We start from the raw sequence: 25840 nt of genomic DNA, 5'->3' as shown, positions 1-25840 counted from the left end.
GAAGGGGTGAGCGCATGCCGGGTCTGATCTCCACGTTGACCCAGGGCTTCTCGGGCATGATCTTCGGCCGGGGCGAGACCCAACGCCTGCCGGTGCGCACGTCCACCGGCCAGGCCCAGGCGATCTACCTTCCGACCGCCGCGCCCGGGCTCGGCGACTCGGGCGTGATCATCGGGCGCGAGGTGTACTCGGGCAAGGGCTACATCTACGACCCGTTCCAGCTGTACGGCCAGCAACTGCCCGCACCGCACTGGCTGGTGCTCGGCGAGTCGGGCAACGGCAAGTCGGCCCTGGAAAAGACGTACGTACTGCGCCAGTTGCGCTTTCGCGACCGCCAAGTGGTGGTCCTGGACGCCCAGGGCGAGGACGGCGTCGGCGAGTGGAACCTGATCGCCGAGGCGCTGGGGGTCAAGCCGATCCGGCTCGACCCGAACGACCTCTCCGGCGACGCGGTGCGGCTGAACCCGCTGGACCCGGCGATCGCGGTGACCGGCCAGCTGGCCCTGCTGCGCACGATCATCGAGGTGGCGATGGGCCACGCGCTCCAGGAGCGGGCGGGCTACGCGCTCAAGGCCGCGCACACGCACGTGATGCGCACCGTGTCAGGGCGCCAGCCGATACTCCCGGACATCGTCGAGGCACTGCGCAACCCGACACCGGAGTCGTGCGAGTTGCTCAGCCTCGACGTCAAGGACGTCCGCGTCTGGGGCCTCGACGTGGCTCTGGTCCTCGACCGCCTCACCGACGGCGACCTCAAGGGCATGTTCGAGGGCCCGACCACGGACGGCATCGACCTCGACTCGCCACTGATCATCTTCGACCTCTCGCACATCGACCGGAACTCGATCGCGATGCCGATCCTGATGGCGATCGTGGGGGTGTGGCTGGAGCACACCTGGATCCGGCCGGACCGGGTCAAGCGCATCTTCCTGGTGGAAGAGGCCTGGCACATCATCAACAGCCCGTTCGTGGCCCAACTCTTCCAGCGCCTGCTCAAGTTCGGCCGACGACTGGGCCTGTCCTTCGTGGCGGTCGTGCACCACCTCTCCGACGTGGTCGACGGGGCGGCGGCCAAGGAGGCGTCGGCGATCCTGAAGATGGCCTCGACCCGCACCGTCTACATGCAGAAGGCGGACGAGGCGCGCGCCACGGGCAAGGTGCTCGGCCTGCCCAGATGGGCGGTGGAGATCATCCCGACGCTGACCCCGGGCATCGCGGTCTGGGACGTGAACGGCAACGTACAGGTGGTCAAGCACCTGATCACCGACACCGAACGCCCGATGGTCTACACGGACCGGGCGATGACCGAGGACGCGGTGGAGGAACGAGTGCGGGCCGAGGCGGCGTTGGCCGACGATCCGGCGGCGTAGATGGCGGGGTCGGGACGGCTGCCGGTGCCGCGCGAGCCCACCCCGGGGCGGGTACCGTCGCGGGGCGTACCGGACGGCCTGCTGCTCGCGGGGCTGCTGCTGCTCGTGGCCGGCACCACGGTGATATGGCTGTCCACGGGGCTGGCCGCGCTCGGATCCGGCAAGGACTGGCCGGACCGGGTCACGTACCACGGCTCGGCGCTGGCGGTGCACCCGCTCTTCACCCACCCGGACGACCTCGCCAACGCCTGGCCGGACACGCCTCCGGGCCAACTCCCCTCCCCCACCGCGTTCTGGGTGGCATTCGGCCTGGTGTGGCTGCTCCTGCTGACCGCAGCGGCGTGGGTATTCCGATGGTGGCTGCGCCGGTTGCGACGACGCGCTGAGGGAGCGGCGGCGCGAACAGCGTCCCAAACCCCCGAGCAGCCCGCGAACGCCCCACCGGAATCCCCGAATTCCCCCACCCCAAAGCGGAATCACCAGCTCCCGAATGGGGAATGATGCACCCGCGCCCCCCACACGGGAAGCGCCCTCACCCGTGGCCGGGCCTGGTCGCCGCGTGGCCGTAGGGTCACCCGACGATCGGCCCGACCCACCAAGCTCGCGGCCACATGGCCCCGCCGACGACTCCGCCAGGCCGACCCCTCGGCCCCCGCCGGTCGGCCTCAAACGCCGGCCGGGCTGAAGGGTTGGGTCCCGTTCGCGTTTCGGCGGACGCACGCCGAAACGCGGAGGCACCCAGCCCGGCCGGCGTTTGAGGCCAACCGACGCAGGCGAAAACGGGCGCACGCCGAAACGCAGAAGGAACCCACCCTCCAGCCCGGCCGGCGTTTGAGGCCAACCGACGCAGGCGAAAACGGGCGCACGCCAAAACGTGGACGGGACCCACCTCCAGCCCGGCCGGCGTTTGAGGCCAACCGGCGGGGGCGCGGCCACGGGCCCGGCGAAGACCCCTCAGGGCCATGCGGCCACGAGCATCTCAGTCCGTCCAAGTCATGCACTCTTCGCAGCGGTACGCACGTGGGCCGGACTTGTATTCGACCTTGTCGGACTTTCGGTAGTACTTGCAGGCGCGGTTCTTGCAGACCACCGGATGCCCGTCGACCGCGTCCAAGGGCAACGGCGCCGTGTCGTATGTACAGGGCGTCGGGGGCAACTTCTTGTAGTAACCCCCCGTCGCCGGCAGCGCCGTCGGATCGAACGGGGCGTACGCGGCCCCGTCGGACACACCCTCGGATACGGCCATCCACACGCCTCCCGTGACTCCCGCGCCTCAACGTGTCCTGGGGACGCTAGCCGAGAAACCGCCCCGGTACGGGGGCTTCGGGAGGGTTCACCCCGAAGGGTTCACGCCCGCTCGGGCCGGATCCAGTCCAACAGCCGCGCCGCGTGCGCCCGCACCGGACACGGCGAGGGCACCCCGCACACACAGGTCCCCTCCCCCGTGGGCCGATGCCGCCCCAGGGTTCGGGCAACCACCAGCCGGTAGTCCAGCAGCGCGTCCTCCGCCGACCGCCCACCACGAGGCCGAGGCGCGCGCAACACCCGCGGCGCCGGTCGCGGCAGCCCCGCCGGCAGCGGGCGGTCCAGCCGCTCGATGTCCGTACGCTGCCTCGGAATACGCACTCGCATCTGCCCAGGTCCTCTTCTCGTCCGCCGGCCCGCCGCAGCCGAACCGCATCACTCCGTGTCGAGCCGCCCACCGGCGTCCGGCTGGGATTCCTCGACCCGTGCCAGCATCCCGCGCAACCCCGCGGCCAGCGCGTGCCGCTCGGCCGGACCCAGGTCCTGGAGCAGACCCGCCTCGAAGACCGCGGCCTCGCGCACCACCCGCAGCCACACGTCGCGCCCCGTACCGGTCAGCTCGACGATCACCCGCACCCGGTTCTGCTCGTCGCGGGTCCGGGTGACCAACTCCTCGGCGACCATCCGGTCCAGCCGGTGGGTCATCGCCGCGGGGGTCAGCCCGAGCCGACGGGCCAGGTCGCCGGGGCTGAGCCGGTAGGGCCGGCCGACCAGGACCAGGGCCTTGAGCACCTCCCACTCGGCGTTGGTGATGCCGAGGGCGGTGAGCTGGCGACCGTAGGCCACGCTCATCCGGCGGTTGAGTTTGGACAGTGCCGCCACGATCGTCTCGACCTGCGGATCCACCTCGGGGAATTCGCGCTGGAAGACGGCGAGGTATTCCTCGATGTCGCCTTCGTCCGGCGTTGCCTGCTCGGCCCCCTCTGTCATGCGGGGAAGTATCCCATCTCCGCACCCCCGGTCCGTCGCGCGCGGACCCGGTCGGCGGTAGGCGCTCGGGTCCACGCGGTCGGCGGTCGGCGGAGGTTGCCGACGTCGCGCAGTCCCCGGTAATGCATTGGACGCGAACGCTATAGATCCGTATAGTTTAGCTCTGAAGTCTTCAGGCTTGAGGACTCGGACCATCGGATCAGGCACGGCGGCACCGCCGGCGCGGGCCCGGGACACCCCCGGCTGCCCCCGGCGCGCCCGCCTCGACGCGGACCAGGCGATCCCCATCGCCGGCACACGGGCATGCCCCCGTGCCGGCACGGGCCGGATCGGTTGCCCCGTCACGCCCCCGTACCGCCGAGACCCGCCTGCGGGCCGATCCCCGCGGGCCGGAACGGCCGGGCCGCGCGACCGACAGTCGGGAGGTGTGTGGTGGCAACCCGGGGCGCTCTGCGTCGAATCCAGCTCGGTAACGCGCTCAGCGCGTTCGGCAGCGGCTTCACGGTGCCGTTCCTGTTCGTATACGTGACGCGGGTGCGAGACCTGTCCGCCGGTCAGGCCGGACTTATGTTCAGCGTGCTCGCCGTCGCCGCGCTGTGCGTGCTCCCGATGGTCGGTCCGGCGATCGACCGGCGCGGTCCGCGTCCGGTGCTCGCGGTCGGCGCGACAGTCGCCGCGCTCGGCTCGCTCACCCTGGGTCTGGCGCGCACCGGCGTGTTCGTCATGCTCGGCGCCGCGCTGCTCGGTGCGGGTATCGCCGCGATCCAGCCCGCCCTGGCCACGATGATCGTGCGGCTGACGACGGCGCCGACCCGCGCCCGGGCGTTCGCGCTGCAGTTCACCTTCAACAACCTGGGCCTGGGCATCGGCGGGCTGATCGGCGGCCTGATCGTCGACGAGTCGCGGCCCGCCAGCTTCACCCTGCTGTTCGCCATCGAGACCGCGATGTTCCTGGTCCTGGGCGCGGTGTGCGGCACGGTCCGGCTGCCCGCGGTACCGGCGATGCCGGCCGGCACCACGCCGGGCGCGGGCTTTCGGCATCTGCTGCGCAACCGGGCGATGGTTCGGCTGTGCGTGGTGAGCGCGGTCATCTTCTTCACCTGCTACGGCCAGTTCGAGTCGGGCCTGACCGCCTTCGCGACGGAGGTCAGCCGGATCTCGCCGCGCATGCTGGGCGTGGCGCTCGCGGCCAACACCGCGGTGATCGTGCTCGGCCAGCTGACCGTATTGCGCATCACCCAGCGCCGCCGCCGCAGCACGGTGATCGCGGCGACGGGCCTGGTCTGGCTGCTCGCCTGGATCGTGACGGCGGTGTCGGGCCTGGTACACGACAACTCGGTCGCCGCCGCGAGCACGATCGTGGTCACCTTCGCCCTGCTGGGTGTGGGCGAGTCGCTGCTTGCCCCGACGCTCGGCCCGATGGTCGCCGACCTGGCCCCGGCGCACCTGCTGGGCCAGTACAACGCGGCCCAGTCGCTGGTGAAGCAGCTGGCCATGGCGGCGGGTCCGGCCTTCGCGGGCGTCATGGTCGGCGCGGGCCTGTACGCCCCGTACCTGGGCGTGTTGATGGCCTGCTCGATCCTGATCACGGTCCTGGCGCTGCGCATGCGCCACAGCCTCAACCCCACCCAGAACGGCACGGTGGTGGCGGAGTCCACGATCACCCGTCAGCCGGCCACCCCGCAGGCCCTGACCGCGTAGCCGGGCCCGCCGCGCTCCCGTCCCCCGTCCCGGGATCGGGATCGCGGCGGCCCTCGCTCCGCCGGCGTCGGTGCGGCGCGTGGACGGGTCGTCCGGTCCATCCGACCGACGGGGCCGACGTGCGCGGCCTCGTCGGCCCGGTCGCCCGTCGGGGCGAGCCGTGCCCGGGGGCCGTTCGGCGTGAGGTGGTCCTCGCGTCGCAGGATCATCCGTACGTAGCCGGCGGAGAACCCGACGGTGCGGGCGATGGCGTCGACGGGTACGCCGTCGCGGTGAGCGCAGGCGACCGCGACGCGGATCGCGGCGCCGGCGGCTCGGCAGTGGCTGCGGTACGCGCGCTGCTCGTGGTGCGACGTGGTCCGGGGATCCGGGTGCCGGCCCTCGAGCCGGCCGCGCTCGGCGGCGGCTGCGGCAAGCCGCGCGAGGGCGGCACCGGGGCGGTTCACCGGCTCCTGCCCGGTGCGTAGACGTGGCGGGCGACGACGCGGTCGGCGATCGCCGCGCGGATGCCCTCGGCGGACAACCATCGGTCGAGGCGATCGTGCAGGTCGGCGACCTGGTCGATGGTGAGCCCGGCGACGGGCATCGGATCGAGGCACAACCGCGGTTCGGGCGTGGCGGCGGTCGGGATCAGGTCCGGTCTGTGCCGCTTGATGTCGTCGAGGAGGACCTGGCGATGGTGTTCCTGAAGGTGGACCACCGCACGCGGCTCGGGCCGCTCCCCGTCGACGGATTCGACAAAAACCCGCAACCGCAACCCGATTCCGTCCCGGATCAACACGACCCGACCGGACCCCCGGTCCTGCGGACGCGGCGGTCGCAACAAGGTCTCGGCGAAGCCCGCCACATCCGCGTCGGTCAGATGAAACGCCACCCGCTGGAGCGCTTCGGGAGCGGTGAAGCACGACGACGCGATGGAAAGCCGCCACGGCCGGGGATGATCGGTGGGATTCAGGTGAATGGTCCGCGCGGGCATGGACACGGTCTGCCCACCCGCCTCGAACTCGATCATGTGCGCTCCAACGAGTATGTGGGAGTGGATGGTTGACGAGACGGGGTCGGTGCCGCCTTCGGGACGGCACAGGGCGGACCTCCAGTCGAACCCCTGCCGACCCCGTCACCACGTGCCCGGACCGACGGATCCTGACGGCGGAAAGTGCGCCGGATCGGACTATTCCCATCCAAGCGAGCGGCGAGCTCGGTCGGCAGGGCCGGCGCAGGGGCCGGATCACCCACAAGGGGGGCCGGAAGGGGGCCAGTACAGGACACCCGCCATGATCACGGTCCACACTCGAACGATGGCGGAGAGCGAGCACGACAACCGTGACAGCTTGGGTCTGCTGCTTCGGCAACTACGCATGGCCGCAGGCATGACCCAGGAGCAGCTGGCGGCGGAGCTGAACCGGCGTGCCGGTGTCAGCACGCTCAGTCGGACCGAGATTGCTCGCTACGAGCGCGGTCGCCGCCGACCGGTGGCGTGGCTGCCCCTCCTAGCGGACGTTCTGGGGGTCTCACGCGCCGAGTTGCAGAATCCCGCCCCTCGCCCGCGTGCGTTGGTTTCCGCTTACGACCTGGAGGAATCCGTGATCCGCCGTAACTTTCTGGCAGCGTCGGTGGTGGTGGCCACCGCCGATCCATGGGGTCGCCTGGCTCATGCCCTCAACGGACGTTCCGCCGTGGATGCGGGCATCGTGGCCAGTCTCAACCGGACTGCGGCGCGTCTCTATGACGCCGAGGAGCACCATCCTGCTCGGGCGCTGTATCCGCACGCCGCAGCGCATCTGGACACCATCACGGCCCTGTTGAGTCGCGCGGCGTCGACGACACGCACCGACTTGATTGCTCTGGCCGGTCAAACAGCGGTCCTCGCGGGTTGGCTTGCCTACGACATAGGACAGACGGAGGCAGCCCAGGGTTACTACCGGACAGCGAACGAGGCCGCGCGGCAGGCGGGAGACGATCCGCTTGCCGCTTGCGTTTTGGCGTACATCAGCTACCAGGCCGAACCACCACGGGCACTCGAACTGTTGCGGTCGGCCCAGAAATGTGTCCGGGGGCCCGGATCCGCCGCTGCCAGATCCTGGTTCGCCGCCCGGGAGGCCGAGGAATGCTCCACTCTCGGCGATCGCGAAGGCGCGGTCAGGGCACTCGACCGCGCCCACACCGCATATGACTACGCCGACCCGACGCGCGAACAGCCGTGGGTGCGCTTCTTCCGCCCGGCTCGACTTTCCGGCCTGACGGTCTCCACTCTCGGGCGACTCCGGCATCCCGACACGACAACTGCCGCCACCCGCGCGCTGGAAGCCGCCGAACACGACGACGCCAAGATTCGTGCGGTCGTTCTCGCCGACGTCGCAACCGCCATGGTGCGATGCGGTGATCTGGACCGTGGTGTGACAATCGCGCGTCGAGCGGTCGACGTGACTCGCCGCACCGAAGCAACTCTGGGCCGCCAACGCCTGGCGAGTCTCGCGACGCAGCTACCGGCGACCGTGGGGGCTGATCTCCGTGCGGAACTTCGGGATCTCTAGCGGGATTTGGTTTCATCGGTCAGCCATGCCAGATACGCCGCCGATCCGGCGGTGATGGGGAGCTGAATTACCTCGGGCGTGTCGTACGTGTGCGCGCCCAGGATGTAGTCCCGGATGTCCTCGAAGCGGTCGGCCGGCGCCTTGAACCACACTTGATATTCGGGGTCGTCCTGCACCCGCCCGTCCCACCAGTAGACGCTGCGGATCGGCCCGACGATCTGCGCACAAGCCGCCACCCGCGCCTCCACACCGCCACGTGCGAGCGCTTCCGCCGCCTCACTGCCGTCCGTCGTGGTGATCACGACCATGTAGTCCGTCACATGCCCCCCTCGCGGCGGCCCGCGAATGTCGCAACCGCGTCGGTGTCGGTCCTGCCATCAGAGTATGTCTCCGCATCGCGACCTGTCCGGGTGCCGGGTGGCGAGGACCGACGCCGTACGCCTGTGGCGGTGGGGTTCGACTGTTCCCGGGACAGGCCCCCTCGGGCCCGAAGGGTTGATCCCCCTTGCCGGCGCGCCTAGCATGCGTGCACGTGGAACCTACCGACCGGTAGGAATGTTCGAACCGGCGTGGTCCGTCGCGGGACCGCAGGGGGAGTGGACACATGAGGGACCGGCACCTCGAACCCGAGCACATCGCGTTTCGGGAGAGCGTTCGGGAGTTTTTTCAGCGCGAAGTCGTGCCCTTCCACGATCAGTGGGAAAAGGACGGGATCGTCGATCGCTCGCTCTGGCTGAAGGCCGGCAAGCAGGGACTGCTCGGGATCGATGTGGACGAGCGCTTCGGCGGCGGCGGGGTGGCCGATTTCCGCTACCTGGCCATCGCGTCCGAGGAACTGACCCGGGTGGGCGCCTCGGGGGTGGGCTTCGGGCTGCACAACGAGGTGGTCGCACCGTACCTGATCGACCTCGCCACCGATGAGCAGAAGCAGCGCTGGCTCCCGGGCTTTTGCTCGGGCGAGATCATCACCGCGATCGCGATGACCGAACCCGGCGCGGGCAGCGACCTCCAAGGGGTGCGCACCACCGCGATCCGCGACGGCGATCACTACGTCCTCAACGGCGCCAAGACCTTCATCACCAACGGCATCCACGCCGACCTGGTGATCGTGGTCGCCAAGACCGACCCCTCGGCCAAGGGCAGCAAGGGCATCAGTCTGATCGTGGTCGAACGGGGCATGCCCGGCTTCGAACGCGGGCGCAACCTCGACAAGATCGGGATGAAGGCGCAGGACACCGCCGAGTTGTTCTTCTCCGACGTCCGGGTCCCGGCGGCCAACCTGCTCGGCGAGGAGAACCGCGGCTTCTACCACCTGATGCACAACCTGCCCCAGGAGCGGTTGGGCATCGCGTGCAGCGCGGTGGCGGGCGCCGAGCGGGTATTCGCGCATACCCTCGAATACGTCAAGACCCGTACCGCGTTCGGCCGCACGATCGGCTCGTTCCAGAACACCCGGTTCGAACTCGCCGAGATGGACACCGAGTTGGATATCGCTCGGACCTATCTCGACGACTGCATCATGAAGCACATCGCCGGCGAACTGGACGCCGTGGCGGCCTCGAAGGCCAAGTGGTGGACCACCGCGCTGCAGAGCCGGGTGGTCGACCGCTGCCTCCAACTGCACGGCGGCTACGGCTACATGCTCGAATACCCGGTCGCCAAGGCGTTCGTCGACACCCGCGTGCAGTCGATCTACGGGGGGACCAACGAGATCATGAAGGAGATCATCGGTCGTTCCCTCGGCATCTGACGCACCCCGGCCCGCCGGCCGCACCACCTTGACCCCGAGCAGCACCGAAGCGGAGAGTCCCAGCATGCCGCAGAGTTCCCCGTCCGAGGCGCTGCGCCCCGAGGCGATCACGACCTGGCTCGCGGAGCGTACGGCCGTGCGACCGCCGCTCGGCTTCGAGTTGGTACTGGGTGGGCGGTCGAACCTGACCTACGTGGTCGCCGACGCCGACGCGCGGCGGTGGGTGTTGCGGCGGCCACCGCTCGGGCATGTGCTGGCGACCGCGCACGACATGGGTCGCGAGTACCGGATCCTGGCGGCGCTCGGGGCGGGGCGCACCGATGTGCCGGTGCCGCCGGTGCTCGGGTATTGCGCGGACGACGGGGTCAATGGCGCGCCGTTCTTCGTGATGGACTTCGTCGACGGGCACGTGATCCGCAGCGCCGAGGACGCGAACCGGCTGCTCACCCCGCAGGCCCGCAGGCGAGCGGGAGAACAACTGGCGGACGTGCTGGCCGCGATCCACGCGGTGGACGTGGACGCGGTGGGCCTGGGCGAACTCGGCCGCCGCGAGGACTACATCGGCCGCCAACTGCGGCGCTGGCAGCGCCAGTGGGAGGCCACCCGGGTGCCGGGGATGGACACGATCGACGAGGTGCACCGGGCGCTCGCGGCGTCCGTGCCGGAGCAGCAGGGCGCGACGATCGTGCACGGCGACTTCCGGCTGGACAACGTGATTCTGGGTCCCGACGGCACCGTGCGCGCGGTCCTGGACTGGGAGTTGTGCACGCTCGGCGACCCGCTCGCCGACGTCGGCACCACGCTCATGTACTGGGTCGAGGCGGGCGAGGACGGCACGCTGCTGCCGGCGGACGGCACCGCGAGCGAGGGGTTCGTCGACCGGGCCGCGTTCGCCGCGCGCTATGCGGCGGCCACCGGTCGGGACCTGAGCCACATCCGCTGGTACCAGGCGTTCGCGTGCTGGCGGCTGGCCTGCATCCTCGCCGGCGTGCTCGACCGCTACACGGCCGGCGCGATGGGCGACCAGGACACATCCGGCCGCTTCACCCCCGACGGCCTGCGGGCTCTCGCGGAGCGGGCGAAGGAGATTCTGGCCACCGCCTGATCCGCCGCGCACCGGGCACCGGTCACCGGGCGCCCGAGCCTGCTGGATACCGAGCACCGGGTGCTCGAGCCTGCCGACGGCCGGGCCCGCCGGCGCTGTGGCCACCCGGCGCCCGAAGCGGTCGAGGCCCGAGCCTGCCGGCATCATGGTTGCCTGGCACCCGAGTTGGTCGGCCCCGGCCACCCGAGCCCCGCTCCCGACGAAGCGCGCTCGAACCGCTGACACCCGAGCCTGCCGCCGGCGCCCGAACCACCCAACGCCCGAACCGCTCGATACCTGAGCCTGCCGGCGGCATGGCCACCCGAGCCCGCGCCGAAACGACGCGCGCCCGAGCCGACCGGCGCCGTGGCCACCCGCGCACGCGCCGGTTCGCCCCCGCGCCGAGACGACGTACGCCCGAGCCTGCCGGTGCCCTGGCCGGCCGGCGTCCGGGCCGGCCCGGGCCCTGCCCACCGCTCGCACCGCGTCGACGTGCGTGTGTGTCCGCCCGGCCCACCCCGCCGTCCGGGTGGCATTCCGGTGTGGAAGTGAGCGCGCGACGTCCCGGTGGTATTGGGCCCTCCACATCCGGTTCCGGTGGACGAGGAGGGCCCATGACCGACGCTGAGCCGAAGGGCGTCGTGGTCGGCGTCGACGGATCGGAACCGTCCCGGCGGGCGCTGGACTGGGCGATGACCGAGGCCGAACTGCGCGAACTGCCGCTCTACGTGGTGACCGCGCAGCCCGCGACGCCCGGCTACGTGGTGATGGCGCCCGGCCCGCACTACCAGGAGGACCTGGAACGGGCGCTCACCGAACTGCGGATCCGGACCGAGGCCACGGTGAGCGAGGTGAACGGCGAGCGCGAACACACGTTTCGCGGCCACACGGTGATCCAGGTCCACGCGGGTACGGCGACCGAGGTACTGCTCGGCATGTCCGAACGCCACGAACTGGTCGTGGTGGGCTCGCGCGGATCCGGCGGATTCGCCCGCCTGCTGCTCGGTTCGGTCAGCACGGCGGTGGTGCACCATGCCGCGTGCCCGGTCCTCGTGGTGCGCGGCTGAGGCTCTGTACGGTCGGTGGTGGCGGCGGTGTGCGGTGGCGGCGGCGGCGAGTGACGGCCCGGTCCCGCCTCAACTCAGGAACAACGTGTCCAACTCGTCCTGTGTGAAAGGTTTTCCGGGCAGCGGCGAGGAATGCCCCGCGTGCAGCCCGTCGAGCAGGATCTCCAGATAACGGCCGGCGATGGTCAACCGTTGTGCATGCGGCAGCCCCGACGGAGGCAGCAGACACGACATCATCAGCGAGATGTCGGCATCGGACACATCGGCCCGGAGCAGGCCGCCGGCCTTGGCCCGGTCGACCAACATGCCCACCGCGTCGTTGAGTTCGGCGCGGGAGGTGCTCATTTCCTCGGTGACCGGTACCCGCCCGCTGAGCGCGGGGAACAATCGGCCGGCACCCGAGCCGACCGCGCGACGTAAGTAGCGGGCCAGGGCGGACCACGCGTCGGGTTCCTCGTCCAGCGCGTTCACCGCCTCGGCCGTCAGCCGGTTGGTCTCGGCGATCATGATCCGCTGGACCAGCGCCTCCTTGCCGGTGAAGCGGCGGTAGATGGTGCCCACCCCCACGCCGGCGCGGCGGGCTATCTCCTCCATCGGAGCGTCGTAGCCCAACTCGCCGAACACCTCACGGGCGGCGCGCAGCACCTGCTCCAGATTGCGTCGGGCGTCGGTGCGCAGTTGAGGTGACGGCTCGGCCGGCCTGCTGCGCTGCGGCTTGCGTGCCGATGGAATCGTCGTTGTGTGCCGACCTCCGATGCCGTCGGCTCCGGTGTCCTGCATCTTGGTGGTCCGCGTGCGCGAAGCGCCGCTCATAGCGTCTCCCCCGGAAGGCAAGTGTGTCGATTCCCCCACCAGACCCCGCTTTGCCCAGGGCGTCGAGACTACCCGAACCGACCCCGGCCCAGAAGCGGAATCCGACAGCACGGTTGTGAAGATATCGCTGAACGCTGACGTCTCGTCACCACCAGTACGGACGGTGGAAAGCCGTCGAACACCTGGATGCGTCCCCCGGAAAGGGGCAGAGTGGGACGCATGACGACCTCGACTCGGCCCGAGCGCATCCTGATCGTCGGCGGCGGCTATGTCGGCCTGTACACCGCTCTGCGCCTGCAACGAAAACTCAAAACGGGAGAGGCGACGGTGACCGTCGTCGAACCGCAGTCCTACATGACCTACCAGCCCTTCCTTCCGGAGGCCGCGGCCGGCGCCATCTCGCCGCGACACGTGGTCGTCCCCCTCCGGTCGGTGCTGCCCAAGTGCCGGATCGTCACCGGGACCGTCGAGCACGTCGACCACGCGAACAAGACCGCGACCGTCGAACTGCTCGGCGGGGAGACCTACGCCGAGCCCTACGACCTGCTCGTGGTCGCGCCCGGCTCGGTGGCGCGCACGCTGCCCATCCCCGGTCTGGCCGAGTGGGGCATCGGCTTCAAGACCGTGGAGGAGGCCATCGCGCTGCGCAACCACGTGCTGGAGCAGTTGGACACCGCCTCCTCGACCCGCGACCCGTCGATCCGCGACCACGCCCTGACGTTCGTCTTCGTCGGCGGCGGCTACGCGGGCGTCGAGGCGCTGGCGGAGTTGGAGGACATGGCGCGCTACGCCTGCCGCTACTACCACAACATCACCCCCGCCGACATGCGCTGGATCCTGGTCGAGGCATCTCCCCGGATCCTGCCGGAAGTCGGCGAGGACATGGGCCGGTACACGGTTGCCGAATTGCGCCGACGCGGCATCGACGTACGCCTGAACACCCGCCTGGAGTCGGCGGTGAACCGGCACGTGGTGCTCTCCGACGGCACCGAACTCGACGCGAGCACGCTGGTGTGGACCGCGGGCGTCAAGCCCAGCCCGATGTTGCTCTCCACCGATCTGCCGCTGGACGACAAGGGCCGGCTCCGGGCCCGGGCGACGCTGGAGGTGGACGGTGTACCGGGGGTGTGGACCGCGGGCGACTGCGCGGCGGTGCCCGACCTGACCAAGCCGGGCGAGGAGTTCACCGGTCCCAGCGCGCAGCACGCGGTGCGCCAGGCCCGGGTGTTGGCCGACAACATCGTGGCCAGGCTGCGCCGCCAACCGCAGCGGCAGTATCGGCACAAGTACGCCGGCTCGGTCGCGTCCCTCGGGCTGCACAAGGGTGTCGCGCAGGTCTACGGGATCAAGACCAAGGGCCTGCCGGCCTGGTTCATGCACCGCACCTACCACCTCAGCCGGGTGCCCACGGTGAACCGCAAGATGCGCATCATGGCGGAATGGACACTGTCCCTGATGTTCCGACGCGAGATCGTCTCGCTGGGGTCGATCGAGCACCCGCGCGCCGAATTCGAGTACGCCACCCGAGGCGACCGCAGGCGCACCGGGTAGGCACGTGCGACCGCGCGGCTCGTAGGCTGCCGTGTTGTCCGAGGGTTGAGTGTGTCGCGACCGGGTCCCGTACATTGCCACAGCGCACTGCTGCGGTACCCCGAACGGGGGCCCGGTCACGGGACGTGATTCCCTCACGGCCGACTTTCGCCCACACTGGGGATGTCACCTGCGGTATATCTCCATGCGCTTTGCGTGAACGAACTCTCCAGGAAGCGAGCGGTTGAACATCACTCGGTGGGGCGCCCGGCTGGCCGGTGACCGGCGGCGCTCGGTGCCGGCGGCACGCAGCCAGGAATCGAACGACACCTTCCCGCTGCGCGACGTGCTGGCCCACGCGCCCGCGCTGATCGCGGTCACCCGGGGGTCGAACCACGAGCTGTGTTACGTCAACGACGCCTACCGGGCGGTCTTCGGCGCGCGCAGGTCGGGGGTGCCGGCGCGGGACGCGCTGCCCGAACTCGCCGAGCACGGGCTGCTGACCCTCATGGACCAGGTCTATCGGACCGGGCGCGGGCGTACGGTGCGGGCGCGACGGGTGGATCACCGCGGCGAGACGTACCCGGGCATGCCGGAGAGCGAGCGCAGGCACGGCTACTACACGTTCGTCTGCACGCCGGTGCGCCCCGAGGCGGCCGGGCGGGGCGGGGATACGCGCGGTGTGCTGGTGTTCGCGGTCGACGTCACCGACCAGGTCCAGGCCACCGACCGGTTGCGGGAGAGCGAGCGGCGGCACCGACAGGCCGCGGTCACCCTGCAGCGGAGCCTGCTGCCGCAGCGGTTGGAGAACCCCGACGACCTGATCGTGGCCGCGAAGTACCTGCCCGGCGGCACCGACGCGGCGGTGGGCGGCGACTGGTACGACGTGATCACCCTGGGCGCGGGGCGTACCGCGCTGGTGATCGGCGACGTGATGGGCCGCGGGGTGCGGGCGGCGGCGGTGATGGGGCAACTGCGCACGGCGGTGCGGGCGTACGCGCGGCTGGATCTGCCGCCGCACGAGATCCTGCAGCTGCTGGACGAGACCGCGATGGAGATCGACGCCACCCAGATCGCCACCTGCGCCTATGCGGTCTACGACCCGGGCGAGGGCGTGCTGACCTACTCCACGGCGGGCCATCTGCCGCCGCTGGTGCGTGACGGTGACGACGTGATCCACAAGCTGGACGACGCCAACGGGCCGCCGCTGGGCACCGGGGCGAGTTGGCCGCACACCTCGGGACGGATCACCCTGGATCCGGGCTCGACGGTGGTGCTGTACACCGACGGCCTGGTCGAGCGTCGGGGCGAGGACCTGGACGAGGGCATCGACACGCTCGGCGCCGCGCTGCTGTCCTCGGTGGGCGAGCCGGAGGCGGTGCGCGATCACCTGATCGCGCACATGCAGTTGCCCGAGGAGCACGACGACGACATGGCCATGCTGGTGCTGCAGCTGCCGCGGCGGGAGGGGGCGCAGGCGCGGTTGTTCCGGACCGCGTCGCTCGACCTGCTCGGGGGCAGTGAGGTGGCCGCGCGGGGGCGGGCGTTCACGTCCGGGGTTCTGGCGAGTTGGCAGGTGGGCGAGGAGCTGCGCGAGCTGGGGGTGCTGGCGGTGAGCGAGTTCGTGGCGAACGCGCTCACGCATGGCGCGGCCCCGATGCGGTTGCGCCTTCGGCGCACGGATCGGCGGTTGATCGTCGAGGTGTCCGACGCGGACGACCACGTGCCGCGGCGGCGGCGGGCGGCGGCCGATGACGAGAGCGGGCGGGGCGTGGCGATTGTGGCGACGATCGCGAAGTCGTGGGGGAGTCGGTTGACGGACGAGGGCAAGACGGTCTGGTGCGAGTTCCCGTTGGGTTGACCGGGGTTTTGGCCTCATGCGCCGGCCGGGCTGCTTCGCCTCAAACGCCGGCGAGGCTCTTTGGCCTCAAACGCCGGCCCGGCTGCTTCGCCTCAAACGCCGGCGAGGCTCTTTGGCCTCAAGCGCCGGCCCGGCTGCTTGGCCTCAAGCGCCGGCCCGGCTGGTTCGCCTCAAACGCCGGCGAGGCTGATTTGTGCTCGCCTGGCGACGCGGTTGGGGTGCCTCGCGCTGTCGGTGGGTTCGGGCGGACTCCGGTGATGGCCGGCCTGGGGCGCCTCCTGTGCTGGGTGGGCTGCCTGGTGGCTGGGACGGAGCCGGACTGCGCTCCGCCACCCTGGTCCCGACAGCCCGGCCGGCGCTTGAGGCCAAGCAGCCCCGCCGGCGCTTGAGGCGAAACAGCCCGGCCGGCGCTTGAGGCCAAGCAGCCTCGCCGGCGCTTGAGGCGAAACAGCCCGGCCGGCGCTTGAGGCGAAACAGCCCGGCCGGCGCTTGAGGCCAAAGAGCCTCGCCGGCGTTTGAGGCGGAACGGCCCGGCCGGGGCTTGAGGCCGGCCGGGCCCGATGGCGTTACGCCACTGCGGCGGCGATTCGGATGCCTGGGGCGGAGCTGGGCGTGGCGTCCCAGCGCATTACTCGGCCCTCCCAGACGCCGCGTAGCCACAACTCGGCCGAGACGATGTCGGCCAGTGGGCCCAGTGGTAGGTCGGGGCGTGCGGCCTGGTCGCCCTTGGCCAGGCTGGGGCCGCCGATGGCCAGGTCGAGGGCGTTTCGGACTTCGACCGGGTTCAGTACGCCCAGTTCGCCGAGCAGTGGGTCGGCGAACAGATCCCGTAGCGTGCGTGCGTTGATGCGCAGTCCGCGTCGTTCGGCCTCGGTGTAGTCGGCGCGGTGTACGGTGCCGAGCGCGTGCGGGGGGATCAGCCCATGTACGGCCGCGGTGAGCAGCGCCCTGGGGCCGTCGTCCCGATCCCGCGCCCAAGCCGGCAGCGCGAGCCCGGCGCGCACCACGGCGGTGTCCAGGTACGGCGCCTGGACCCGCACCCCGACCCGCTCGGCGAGTTGCTGGTAGGCCCGTTGCCGTTCGGCCGCCCGGCGGACCGCGACCCATGCGGCGCGGTCCCCCGGACGGCCGTGGACAGCCGGATCCGCGGCGACTACGGATCCGGCCGAGACCACCGACTCGCCCGCGAGCCGACGCAGCGATACGGCGAGGCGGTGGCGCATCTCCGGCGTCGTCCAGACCGCCGTGGGGGCCGCGGTGCACCACGCGATGGCGGCGGACGGGCCGGTGTCCACTCGACCCGAGCCCGCGAACACCTCGGCGAGCCGGTCGAGTGCCTGGGGGAAGGTGGTGCGGGCGACCCGACTCGCGGTACTCGCCAACTCGAAGCCGCTCATCCCCAGGTTGCGCCCCCACGTGCGGGCGTGCCGGGCGGTGGTGACGCGGCGGCGGTCCATCGCGAGGTCGGCCAGGTAGGCGAGCGGGGTGCCCAGTACGGCGTCGCCGCCGTAGCCGGTGATGTGCATGTCGATGCCGGCGTCGCGAACGGCCTCCAGGGTGCGGCCGGTTCGGGCCATCCCGATCAGCGAGAAGCCGGGCTCGTCGGGCATCACCGTGCCGTCGAGCACGTCGGCGAGGCCGGTGTAGGGCAGGTGGTCCACCCCGCCCGGGATCACCAGGTGGCGCAGCCGCGCCGAGCGGGCCACGATGTCGGCCGCCGAGGCCGGGTCGCCGGGGGCGCACGGCTCGGCCCAGGTGACCGCGACCAGGTCGCGCGCGGTCCCCTTGGTGAGCGAGCGCGCGCCGAGCAGCGCGAGCACCGCGGAGTCGCGCCCGCCGGACAGATCGGCGCCCGGCCGCTCGGATGTGGCCACGCGCCGACCCACCGCGTCGGTGAGCGCGCGCCCGAGCGCGTCGGCCGCGCCGGGGAAGTCCAGGGGAGAGCGGTGTTGTTCGTAGAGCCGCACCCGGGGCACGCCGTGGGTGAGTTCGAGTGCATGGCCTGGTTCCAGCCGGCTCACGCCGGTGAACATCGAGCGCCCGGCCACCAGTTCGGGCACGTCGGGGCAGGCGAGGCGGGCCGCGAACGCCTCGGTGTCCAGGCCCGCCCGGGTCAGGTCGGCGAGCGGAAGCGCGTGCGAGGCGTAGACCACGCCGTCGCCCGGGTCGGCGTGGAACACCTGGCGGACACCGGCGAGATCGCCCAGCACCACGGTACGCCGACCGGCGCGCAGCACCACGTGGTAGCTGCCCGCCCAGCCGGTCAGGTGCCGCAGCGCCCCACCGCGGGCCACCGCGAGGCCGACCTCGAGTTCGGCGTCGGTGGCGCCGCAGACGCCGAGCACGGCCATCTGCCACCTGCCCCGACTGACCACCCGTACCTCGTCGGCGGGCCAATTGCCCACCAGCCACAGCGGATCGGAGCCATCCCACAGTGTCCTGGCCCCGGTCGGCCGGGCCACGCCCGGGCTCTCGGACGTCCCTGCGAACCAGCGCATCTCGACCCCCTTCGGGTAAACGGCACCGCGCAAACCCACCATGGATGCCGGCCGTACAGGTTCCGACGGTTCCATGGAACCAAGGTTAGGCAAGCCTGAGTAGAGCGCATTCGACGGCGCACGGGGACACGCACCCGGCGCATGGTTCCTTTTGACCGTGCCTGCGTACTGACGTGTCGTCAAGTACGGTCTGTCAATGATTGACTCCCCGGCTTGGTGATTGCTTGGCCGAGGGTTGCCCCGCGGGCGGCCCGGAGGGCCGGGTCGGGGGCAACACCTCGGACGACTCCCCGGATTGGCGAATATCTCCCTTACCGAGGGTGGCCGGTCCGGTTACGCTGAGGCGGACGGAGGGTTGCCTTTGGGGGCAAACTATGCGCGGCAGTCCCAAGCAGGATCAGTCGGGGCGCTCGGGCTCCGGCCTCGAGGACCGGGAGGTCCCGGATCCGGGGGTGGTAGGCGGAGGCGTCGGGGCCGGGGCCGACGACTCCTTCGGCGATTCCCCGGCGGGCGCCGGCGTGAGACCCCTCCTCGATTCCCCGGCGTCGCGACCCGCGACCTCCGATCCCGTCGACACCCGTCCCCGGGTCTCGCGCGAACGCGGGCCCAACGGCCGACTCGGCGACCTGCTCGGCGTCGCCGGGGTCAGCAACGCCGGACTCGCCCGTCGGGTCAACGACCTGGGCGCCCGGCGCGGCCTGTCCCTCCGCTACGACAAGACCTCCGTGGCCCGCTGGGTCGGCAAGGGCATGACTCCGCAGGGCCCGGTGCCGCACCTGATCGCGGCCGTGCTCGCGGAGCGGCTCGGCCGCCCGGTGCCGCTGGAGGAGATCGGCCTCGACGACAGTCGGCCGGTGGATCCCGATCTCGGCCTGGCCTTCCCACGCGATGTCGGGGAGGCAGTTCGCACCGCCACCGACCTGTGGAGGCACGACCACGTGAATCGACGCGAGTTGCTGGCCGGGACGTTCGCCGTCACCGCCTACGGCACCCCCATGGCCCGGTGGTTGATCACCCCGGCCGACGCCCGCGCCGAGCATCGCGGAAGCGGCCCGCACGTCGGACACAGCGACGTGACCAAGCTGCGCGAGGCGGCCGAGGAGGCCCGCCGCTGGGACAGCAAGTACGGGGGCGGCGACTGGCGGGCGTCGATGGTGCCGGAGTGCCTGCGCTGCGACGCCACGCCGCTGCTGCGCGGGAGCTACCACGACGACGTGGGCCGTCGCCTGTTCGGCGCGACGGCCGAACTGTCCCGGCTGGCGGGGTGGATGGCCTTCGACACCGGGCAGCACGAGGTGGCGCAGCGCTACTACATCCAGGCGCTGCGGCTGGCCCGGGCGGCGGCCGACGTGCCGCTGGGCGGGTACGTACTGGCCTCGATGAGCCTGCAGGCCACGTATCGCGGCAACCCCGACATCGCGGTCGACCTGGCCCAGGCCGCCATCGAGCGCAACAAGGGCATCGCGACCTCGCGGGTGACCGGTTTCCTGCACCTGGTCGAGGCCCGCGCGCACGCTCGCGGGGGTGACGCGGCCGGGTGCGGGCGGGCGCTGAACGCGGCCGAGGCGCACCTGGAGCGCGCCCGCTCCGGCGACGACGACCCGGAGTGGATCGACTTCTTCACCTGGGACCGGCTGTGCGCCGACGGCGCCGAGTGTTACCGCGACCTCGGCGTGCCCGAGCGCACCCGGCACTTCACCGTGCAGGCGCTGGCCGGGCTGCGCGGCGAGGCGTACCAGCGCTCGCACGGGTTGCGGCTCGCGGTGGGCGCCCAGGCCGAGTTGCGCGCGGGCGAGGTCGAGGCGGCGTGCGCGGCGGGCCGGCAGGCGCTGGAGATCGCCGACCGCGTGCACTCGTCCCGCAACGCGGCCTACCTCAACAACCTGCTGGTCGGCCTCAAGCCCTACGCCGACGTCCGAGCGGTCAAGGACTTCACCGACCGCGCGCGCTTGGTCGCCGGCATCACGGCCTGACCCGACGGTGGCGGATCCGGTCCCAAAAAACGCCGCAGGCCCGACATTTTCATGTCGGGCCTGCGATCCAAGTAGCGGGGACAGGATTTGAACCTGCGACCTCTGGGTTATGAGCCCAGCGAGCTACCGAGCTGCTCCACCCCGCGTCGGTGAACCCAACTGTACGCCATCGCGGACGCGCCCGTGACCAATATCCGCGCCGTCCGGCCCGGCCGGCCGCGCACGGCCGGTGCCGAGCACCGACTCCCTTGCGGGAAAAGGCCGTTCCCGCCCGATTCGACCCGGTGGCAATCGGCGACGGGCACGATATGGTTCCGGGCCGTAGAAGGCGGGTCGCCTACCGGGGGCGGGCCGATGTGCGCCGGCGACAGCCGCGGCAGCGGCGGAGCGGGGTGTGTCCCGAGATGACCGAGAGATCCGGTTGCCCGTACGTGGCCCTGTCCGGCCCACGCTTCGAGACCGACCCGGCCGGGCTGTACCGCGAGTTGCGCGAACAACACGGCGCGGTGGCACCGGTCGTGCTGGAGGGCGGCGTGCGGGCGTGGCTGGTCCTGGGCTACGCCGAGGCGCTGGCCGTGCTGCGCGACCCGGAGCTGTTCTCGCACGACTCGCGGTTGTGGCGCGACCGGATCAAGGGCCTGGTCCCGGCCGACTGGCCGCTCGCGTCGATGGTCGAGTATCGCCCGTCGATTCTGTGCACCGACGGGGCCGAGCACCGCCGGCACAGCACGGCCGTCGCGCACAGCCTCGGCCGCATCGACCGGCGGGCCTTTCGCGGCGAGATCGAGCACATGGCCGACTCGCTGATCGACACGTTCGTCGCCCGGGGCGAGGCCGATCTGCTCACGGAGTACGCGCAGCGGTTGCCGCTGCTGGCGATGGGCCGGTTGATCGGCCTGTCCGCCCTGGAGGGGCCGCACCTGGTCCGGGTGATCAACGGACTCTTCGACGGCGGCCCGGACGCTCCCGAACATCAGCGGGTCCTGCTGCGCATGCTGACCGACCTCGTCGAGGCCAGGCGCGTCACGCCGGGCGCGGACATCGCGTCCTGGCTGATCGAGCACCCCTCCGGGCTGAGCGACGCCGAGGTGATCGAGGACCTGCTCGTGATCACCCCGACCGAGCCCACCGTCAACTGGATCGGCAACGCGCTGCGCATCCTGCTCACCGACCACACGCTGCACGCGTCCCTCACCGGCGGCCGGCGGACCACCGACGAGGCGCTCGACGAGGTGTTGTGGCTGGACCCGCCGATGCAGAACGTGGCGGGCCGCTGGGCCACCGAGGACACCCTGCTCGGCCGCACCGCCATCCGCGCCGGCGACTTCCTGGTCCTGGGCCTGGCGGGCGCCAACGCCGACCCCGCCGTGCGTCCGCCCGGCACCGAGCTGACCGGCAACCGGGCCCACCTGGCCTGGGGCGGCGGCCCGCACACGTGCCCGTTCCAGGGGCCCGCGCGGCTGATCGCGCAGACCGCGGTGGACACCCTGCTGGACCGGCTGCCCGACATCCGCCTGGCCGTCCCGCCGCGCAAGCTGACCTGGCAGGCCTCCCCGTGGATCCGCGGCCTGACCGAGTTGCCGGTCGTCTTCACCCCGGATCAGCCCGTACACGGCGGCACCCCCTGGCCGGAGCCGGCCGCCGCCACGCCGGCCAGGCTCGACCCGCCGCCCCCGGCCCCGGCCGAGCCGACCCCCCAGCCCGCCGCACCCGTGGACCCGCCCCCGACCGCCCCGACCACCTCCACCGCGTGGTGGAGCCCGTCCCGCTGGCTCCGCAACCGCTGACCCCACCCCGCGCCCACCCCCGAGTCCCCACATCCGCCCCGTCCGCCGGCCGGCGACCGTCTAGGGTCGAAGGCCGGAGGTGTGCTGATGACGTTGACCTATGACGTGGTGGTGATCGGCGGCGGCATCGTCGGGCTCGCCACCGCCTACGCGCTCACCGAACAGGACCCGGGGCGCACCGTCGCGGTCGTCGAGAAGGAGACCTCGTGGGCGGCCCACCAAACGGGCCGCAACTCGGGCGTGATCCACTCCGGCCTGTACTACCGCCCCGGCAGCCTCAAGGCCCGCTTCGCCGTCGAGGGCGCCCGGCGGATGGTCGACTTCTGCATCCGGCACAGCATCGCGCACGACGTCCCGGGCAAGCTCGTGGTCGCCACGAGCGTGCATGAACTCCCGCGCCTGCGCACCCTGTTCGAGCGCGGCCTGGCCAACGGCGTGCCGGTCGCCGAGCTGACCACCGAGCAGGTCCGCGAACACGAACCGCACGTGTTGTCCGTCGGCGGCCTGCACGTGGCCTCCACCGGCATCGTCGACTACTTCGACGTGTGCCGAACCCTGGTCCGCCTGCTGCACGAACGCGGCGTCTCGCTGCGCACCGGCGCGGAGGTGGTCGACCTCGCCGTACACGCCGACGAGGTGGTCGTGCAGACCCGCCTCGGCGAGCTGCGCGGCCGGGTCCTGGTCAACTGCGCGGGGCTGTACAGCGACCGGATCGCCGCACTCGCCGGCGACCCGCCGCCGGTCCGGATCGTGCCCTTCCGCGGCGAATACCACGAACTGGTGCCCTCCCGGCGCGGCCTGGTGCGCGGCCTGGTCTATCCCGTGCCCGATCCCGCCTTCCCGTTCCTGGGCGTACACCTGACCCGGGGCATCCACGGCGACGTGCACGTCGGGCCGAACGCGGTCCTGGCACTGCGCCGCGAGGGCTACTCGTGGGCCCGGATCGCGCCGGGCGAGCTGGCCGCGACGCTCGCCTACCCGGGCATGTGGCACATCGCCCGCCGGCACTGGCGCTACGGCGCGGGCGAGTTGCTGCGCTCGGTGGCCAAGCCGGCGATGGTGCGCGAGGTACAGCGGCTGCTGCCCGAGGTGACCTCGGCCGACCTGGTCCGGGCGCCCGCCGGGGTGCGCGCCCAGGCGGTGCGGCCCGACGGCGAGCTGGTCGACGACTTCCTGATCACCGGCGGCCGGCGCACGGTCCACGTGCTGAACGCGCCCTCCCCGGCGGCCACCGCCTCGTTGCCGATCGGCGACGAGATCGCGAAGCGTGTCGCGGAACGGCTGGGCGAACTCGCCAAACCGTAGTCGCCCGTGGATCATGGTCGCCGGCCTGCCGATCGGGGGAACCGCCTTGGCCGTGAGACCCGTAGTCCTGCGCGCACTGCTCGCGGGCGTCGTACTGCTGTTGTGCGCACCGCTGTTCGGCGGCGCGACACCGGCCCGCGCGGACACCCCGGGGGCGCGGTTGACCGTCTCCCCCGGCGGGCCGCTGCGGCCGGGCGACGTGGTGACGATCCGGGGCACCGGCCACACCGGCTGCCCCACCGGGCGGATCGACCTGATCGGTTTCGACGCGCGGCTGCGCACGAACGTCGAGGGCGCCGACCGCCTGATCGCGGCGGACGTACCGCTGGATCCCGACCACGGCTTCACCGTGCGCTTCACCCTCGACCCGCCGGTCTACCTCGGCAACCAGGGCTTCCGGACGTTGTGCACGAACCGGGGCGCGGAGCCGTTCGCCCCGCCGCTGGCACAGACCACGTTCGAGTATCCCGCGAGCGAGCAGGGCAACCCGAACGGCTTCCCCGCGCCGGGTCCGCCGCCCGCGAACCTGGCGAGCCGGCGCCTGGTGGTCGAACCGGCCGACGCCGGGCCCGACCGGCTGGTCACCGTCTGGACCGACCTGCGCTGCGGCGCGGCCACCGCCGACCACAACGGCGCACTCCGGTGGGACGGCCGCTTCGTCACCACGTTCTACGCCCCCGCCGAGCCGACCGAGACCCGGGCACTGCGGGTGCACCTCCCGCAAACGCCCACCCGGGGCACCCATCGGCTCTCGGTGGCCTGCCTCTCCGACGACGCCCGGTTCGGCGTGGTGGACGCCGGCGTGACGCTCGACGCCCAAGTGGCCTTCGCCCCGGCCACGTTCACCCTGTCCGCCCCGAGCGCCGGTGGCGACCGGATCCGGGCGAGCGGGGCCGGGTTCACCGGCTGCGCCGCCCCGATCGACGGCGCGCCGGCGGAGGTGGCGCTGCGGCGCGGCGACCGGGTCGTGGCCCGGGTGCCGGTCGGCGCCGACGGGCGGATCGACGCCGAGCTGACCCTGCCCGCCGACCTCCCGGAGGGGCCGACCGAACTGACGGCCGGCTGCGCCGCCGAACGGCTGGACGGCACGGTGCGCTTCGCGTTCACCGTGCCCCCGGGCACCCGCGCGGCGGATGCCCTCGCGCCACGCCCCGCCGACCGCGCCGACTCCGCCCTCGACCTGCCCTCCCCCGGCGACCTGCTCGACCACCCCGGCCCGCTGGTGGTGGCCGGCGCCGGCACCGCGCTCGCCCTGCCGCTGGTGGGCTTCGCCGCCGAACTCTTCAACAAGACGGTCGAGGAGAACCGGGTGCGGATCCGGCGCCGACTGCGGCCGGGGGCGGCGCGACCGCGCTCGATGCCGCGTGCGCCCCGACTCCAGGTGCTCGTCTTCCTCGTGTTGTCCGCGCTGTGCACGGTCGCGGTCGAGCCGACGATCGGCTTCGACCGGGCCACGTACGCGCTGGCGCTGTCCATGCTGATCGCCGTCCCGCTGACCGTGCTCGCCTACTCGGGGCCGGCCGAGCTGTACCGTCGCCGGCTCTCCCGTATCCGCGCCTTCCCGCAGCTGATCCCCGGCGCGCTGGTGGTCGCGGTGCTGCTCGGAGTGGTGTCGCGGACCGCGCATCTGGTGCCGGGTTACGTGTACGGCCTGTTCCTGGCCTTCACCCACGCCGGGCTGCGGCAACTGCCCGCGCGCGAGGAGGGTCGGGCCACCGCGCTCGGCGCGTGGGCACTGGCCGGCCTCGGTGCGGCGGCGTGGGTGGGGCGGATCCCGGTCGAGCGGGTGCTGGCCGGCGACGACTCCCCGGCCTTCGGCTGGGTGCTGACGGAGAACGTGCTCACCCAGATCTACATCGCCGCGATGATCGGCCTGGTCTTCGGCCTGCTGCCGATCACCTGGCTGGACGGGCAGTTGATCTGGCGGTGGAATCGGTGGGCCTGGGCGGCGGTGTACGCGGTCGCGGTGTTCCTGTTCCTGCTCACCCTGCTCGACCCGACCGGGGTCACCACCGGCGCGACGCGGCAGATGTGGACGCGGGCGGTGTGGGTGTTCGGCGCGTTCTGCATCGTCTCGGTCGGCTTCTGGGCGGTGTTCCGGCTGCGCCCGGCGCCGCCGCCCGGACCGCCGGGGCCGTGGGGGACGCAGTCGGGGCCGTGGGGGGCGCAGTCGGGCTCGGGAGCGCCCGGGCCGGTTTCCGGAGCGCCCGGGCCGGCAGCCGCTCCGGGGTCGGGTCTACCCCGGCCGGCGACCGCCCCGCCGCCCATGCCGACCGTGCCGCCGACCATCGGCCGCTCGTCCCCGCCACCGCCGAATCCCGGTCTGTAAAAT

Annotated in this window: 21 protein-coding genes and 1 tRNA gene; 13 read left to right on the top strand and 9 right to left on the bottom strand. The window is 72.0% G+C overall.

Annotated features, from left to right (window positions below; translation table 11 throughout):
* Positions 1–14 precede the first annotated feature (14 nt).
* Both ACH4XV_RS36595 and ACH4XV_RS36590 read left to right on the top strand, forming a co-directional pair.
* Positions 15–1370 (top strand): ATP-binding protein, encoded by a 1356-nt coding sequence (locus tag ACH4XV_RS36595; protein ID WP_380008685.1) that lies wholly within the window; start codon positions 15–17, stop codon positions 1368–1370.
* A complete protein-coding gene (locus ACH4XV_RS36590) occupies positions 1371–1871 on the top strand; it encodes a hypothetical protein (protein WP_395796882.1) in 501 nt (166 codons plus the stop codon).
* 478 nt (positions 1872–2349) lie between these two features.
* On the opposite strand, the gene ACH4XV_RS36585 is transcribed toward ACH4XV_RS36590, so the two are convergent.
* From ACH4XV_RS36585 to ACH4XV_RS36575, 3 genes are all read right to left on the bottom strand, one after another.
* Positions 2350–2616 (bottom strand): hypothetical protein, encoded by a 267-nt coding sequence (locus ACH4XV_RS36585; protein WP_395796881.1) that lies wholly within the window; start codon positions 2614–2616, stop codon positions 2350–2352.
* Positions 2617–2717: 101 nt separating this feature from the next.
* Complete coding sequence (locus ACH4XV_RS36580; protein ID WP_395796879.1) at positions 2718–3002, bottom strand: hypothetical protein; 285 nt, start codon at positions 3000–3002, stop codon at positions 2718–2720.
* A 48-nt stretch (positions 3003–3050) separates the two neighbouring features.
* The gene (locus ACH4XV_RS36575) at positions 3051–3605 is read right to left on the bottom strand and encodes a MarR family winged helix-turn-helix transcriptional regulator (protein ID WP_078976038.1); all 555 of its coding nucleotides are present in this window, start codon (positions 3603–3605) and stop codon (positions 3051–3053) included.
* 429 nt (positions 3606–4034) lie between these two features.
* On the opposite strand from ACH4XV_RS36575, the gene ACH4XV_RS36570 reads away from it, so the two are divergent.
* Positions 4035–5306: an MFS transporter gene (locus ACH4XV_RS36570; protein WP_395796877.1), complete on the top strand. Its 1272-nt coding sequence runs from the start codon at positions 4035–4037 to the stop codon at positions 5304–5306.
* Here the strand turns inward: ACH4XV_RS36570 and ACH4XV_RS36565 are convergent.
* Both ACH4XV_RS36565 and ACH4XV_RS36560 read right to left on the bottom strand, forming a co-directional pair.
* Positions 5273–5752, bottom strand: coding sequence for a hypothetical protein (locus tag ACH4XV_RS36565; protein ID WP_395796875.1), 480 nt, complete (start codon positions 5750–5752; stop codon positions 5273–5275). The genes ACH4XV_RS36570 and ACH4XV_RS36565 overlap by 34 nt on opposite strands.
* Positions 5749–6318, bottom strand: coding sequence for a hypothetical protein (locus ACH4XV_RS36560; RefSeq protein WP_395796873.1), 570 nt, complete (start codon positions 6316–6318; stop codon positions 5749–5751). The genes ACH4XV_RS36565 and ACH4XV_RS36560 overlap by 4 nt, the downstream gene beginning before the upstream one ends.
* 286 nt (positions 6319–6604) lie before the next feature.
* Between ACH4XV_RS36560 and ACH4XV_RS36555 the strand changes: the two genes are divergently transcribed.
* Complete coding sequence (locus ACH4XV_RS36555; RefSeq protein WP_395796872.1) at positions 6605–7840, top strand: helix-turn-helix domain-containing protein; 1236 nt, start codon at positions 6605–6607, stop codon at positions 7838–7840.
* Here ACH4XV_RS36555 and cutA read toward each other — a convergent pair.
* Positions 7837–8160 (bottom strand): divalent-cation tolerance protein CutA, encoded by a 324-nt coding sequence (cutA, locus tag ACH4XV_RS36550; RefSeq protein WP_395796870.1) that lies wholly within the window; start codon positions 8158–8160, stop codon positions 7837–7839. The genes ACH4XV_RS36555 and cutA overlap by 4 nt on opposite strands.
* Positions 8161–8444: 284 nt before the next feature.
* Here cutA and ACH4XV_RS36545 point away from each other — a divergent pair, with 284 nt between their 5' ends.
* From ACH4XV_RS36545 to ACH4XV_RS36535, 3 genes are all read left to right on the top strand, one after another.
* Positions 8445–9590, top strand: a complete 1146-nt coding sequence (locus tag ACH4XV_RS36545) for an acyl-CoA dehydrogenase family protein (protein ID WP_395796868.1) — start codon at positions 8445–8447, stop codon at positions 9588–9590.
* A gap of 64 nt (positions 9591–9654) precedes the next feature.
* Entirely contained in the window at positions 9655–10695 is a 1041-nt protein-coding gene (locus tag ACH4XV_RS36540) for a phosphotransferase family protein (RefSeq protein ID WP_395796866.1), read from the top strand.
* A gap of 593 nt (positions 10696–11288) precedes the next feature.
* Positions 11289–11741: a universal stress protein gene (locus tag ACH4XV_RS36535; RefSeq protein ID WP_395796864.1), complete on the top strand. Its 453-nt coding sequence runs from the start codon at positions 11289–11291 to the stop codon at positions 11739–11741.
* Positions 11742–11810: 69 nt separating this feature from the next.
* Here the strand turns inward: ACH4XV_RS36535 and ACH4XV_RS36530 are convergent, their stop codons facing one another.
* Positions 11811–12554, bottom strand: a complete 744-nt coding sequence (locus ACH4XV_RS36530; protein ID WP_395796862.1) for a TetR/AcrR family transcriptional regulator — start codon at positions 12552–12554, stop codon at positions 11811–11813.
* Positions 12555–12773: 219 nt separating this feature from the next.
* Here ACH4XV_RS36530 and ACH4XV_RS36525 point away from each other — a divergent pair, with 219 nt between their 5' ends.
* Positions 12774–14105: an NAD(P)/FAD-dependent oxidoreductase gene (locus ACH4XV_RS36525; protein ID WP_380008648.1), complete on the top strand. Its 1332-nt coding sequence runs from the start codon at positions 12774–12776 to the stop codon at positions 14103–14105.
* A gap of 223 nt (positions 14106–14328) precedes the next feature.
* Positions 14329–15945, top strand: coding sequence for a SpoIIE family protein phosphatase (locus ACH4XV_RS36520; RefSeq protein ID WP_078976044.1), 1617 nt, complete (start codon positions 14329–14331; stop codon positions 15943–15945).
* 566 nt (positions 15946–16511) lie between these two features.
* On the opposite strand, the gene ACH4XV_RS36515 is transcribed toward ACH4XV_RS36520, so the two are convergent.
* Positions 16512–18443, bottom strand: coding sequence for an asparagine synthase-related protein (locus tag ACH4XV_RS36515; protein WP_395796860.1), 1932 nt, complete (start codon positions 18441–18443; stop codon positions 16512–16514).
* A 626-nt stretch (positions 18444–19069) separates the two neighbouring features.
* Here ACH4XV_RS36515 and ACH4XV_RS36510 point away from each other — a divergent pair.
* Positions 19070–20416 carry an MFS transporter gene (locus tag ACH4XV_RS36510; protein WP_380009202.1) on the top strand — a complete coding sequence of 449 codons (1347 nt, stop codon included), beginning with the start codon at positions 19070–19072 and terminating at the stop codon, positions 20414–20416.
* Positions 20417–20488: 72 nt separating this feature from the next.
* Here the strand turns inward: ACH4XV_RS36510 and ACH4XV_RS36505 are convergent.
* Positions 20489–20562 (bottom strand) — tRNA-Met (locus ACH4XV_RS36505).
* 258 nt (positions 20563–20820) lie between these two features.
* Between ACH4XV_RS36505 and ACH4XV_RS36500 the strand changes: the two genes are divergently transcribed.
* From ACH4XV_RS36500 to ACH4XV_RS36490, 3 genes are all read left to right on the top strand, one after another.
* On the top strand, positions 20821–22203 hold the full coding sequence (locus tag ACH4XV_RS36500) for a cytochrome P450 (RefSeq protein WP_395796858.1): 1383 nt from the start codon (positions 20821–20823) through the stop codon (positions 22201–22203).
* Positions 22204–22290: 87 nt separating this feature from the next.
* The gene (gene lhgO, locus ACH4XV_RS36495) at positions 22291–23508 is read left to right on the top strand and encodes an L-2-hydroxyglutarate oxidase (protein ID WP_395796856.1); all 1218 of its coding nucleotides are present in this window, start codon (positions 22291–22293) and stop codon (positions 23506–23508) included.
* 52 nt (positions 23509–23560) lie between these two features.
* The gene (locus ACH4XV_RS36490) at positions 23561–25837 is read left to right on the top strand and encodes an FGLLP motif-containing membrane protein (protein WP_395796854.1); all 2277 of its coding nucleotides are present in this window, start codon (positions 23561–23563) and stop codon (positions 25835–25837) included.
* The last annotated feature ends 3 nt before the right edge of the window (positions 25838–25840 follow it).

This window comes from Embleya sp. NPDC020630, from assembly GCF_044334985.1.
Taxonomy (GTDB): Bacteria; Actinomycetota; Actinomycetes; order Streptomycetales; family Streptomycetaceae; genus Embleya.
The sequence above is the reverse complement of the archived record's forward strand: the minus strand, read 5'-3'. Positions and strand labels throughout refer to the sequence as shown.

Coding starts and splice junctions, on each gene's coding strand:
- lhgO (WP_395796856.1), top strand. CDS start 22,291: ATGACGTTGACCTATGACGTGGTGGTGATCGGCGGCGGCATCGTCGGG.
- ACH4XV_RS36575 (WP_078976038.1), bottom strand. CDS start 3,605: ATGACAGAGGGGGCCGAGCAGGCAACGCCGGACGAAGGCGACATCGAG.
- ACH4XV_RS36500 (WP_395796858.1), top strand. CDS start 20,821: ATGACCGAGAGATCCGGTTGCCCGTACGTGGCCCTGTCCGGCCCACGC.
- ACH4XV_RS36585 (WP_395796881.1), bottom strand. CDS start 2,616: ATGGCCGTATCCGAGGGTGTGTCCGACGGGGCCGCGTACGCCCCGTTC.
- ACH4XV_RS36580 (WP_395796879.1), bottom strand. CDS start 3,002: ATGCGAGTGCGTATTCCGAGGCAGCGTACGGACATCGAGCGGCTGGAC.
- ACH4XV_RS36515 (WP_395796860.1), bottom strand. CDS start 18,443: ATGCGCTGGTTCGCAGGGACGTCCGAGAGCCCGGGCGTGGCCCGGCCG.
- ACH4XV_RS36560 (WP_395796873.1), bottom strand. CDS start 6,318: ATGATCGAGTTCGAGGCGGGTGGGCAGACCGTGTCCATGCCCGCGCGG.
- ACH4XV_RS36545 (WP_395796868.1), top strand. CDS start 8,445: ATGAGGGACCGGCACCTCGAACCCGAGCACATCGCGTTTCGGGAGAGC.
- ACH4XV_RS36595 (WP_380008685.1), top strand. CDS start 15: ATGCCGGGTCTGATCTCCACGTTGACCCAGGGCTTCTCGGGCATGATC.
- ACH4XV_RS36540 (WP_395796866.1), top strand. CDS start 9,655: ATGCCGCAGAGTTCCCCGTCCGAGGCGCTGCGCCCCGAGGCGATCACG.
- ACH4XV_RS36555 (WP_395796872.1), top strand. CDS start 6,605: ATGGCGGAGAGCGAGCACGACAACCGTGACAGCTTGGGTCTGCTGCTT.
- ACH4XV_RS36530 (WP_395796862.1), bottom strand. CDS start 12,554: ATGAGCGGCGCTTCGCGCACGCGGACCACCAAGATGCAGGACACCGGA.
- ACH4XV_RS36535 (WP_395796864.1), top strand. CDS start 11,289: ATGACCGACGCTGAGCCGAAGGGCGTCGTGGTCGGCGTCGACGGATCG.
- ACH4XV_RS36590 (WP_395796882.1), top strand. CDS start 1,371: ATGGCGGGGTCGGGACGGCTGCCGGTGCCGCGCGAGCCCACCCCGGGG.
- ACH4XV_RS36525 (WP_380008648.1), top strand. CDS start 12,774: ATGACGACCTCGACTCGGCCCGAGCGCATCCTGATCGTCGGCGGCGGC.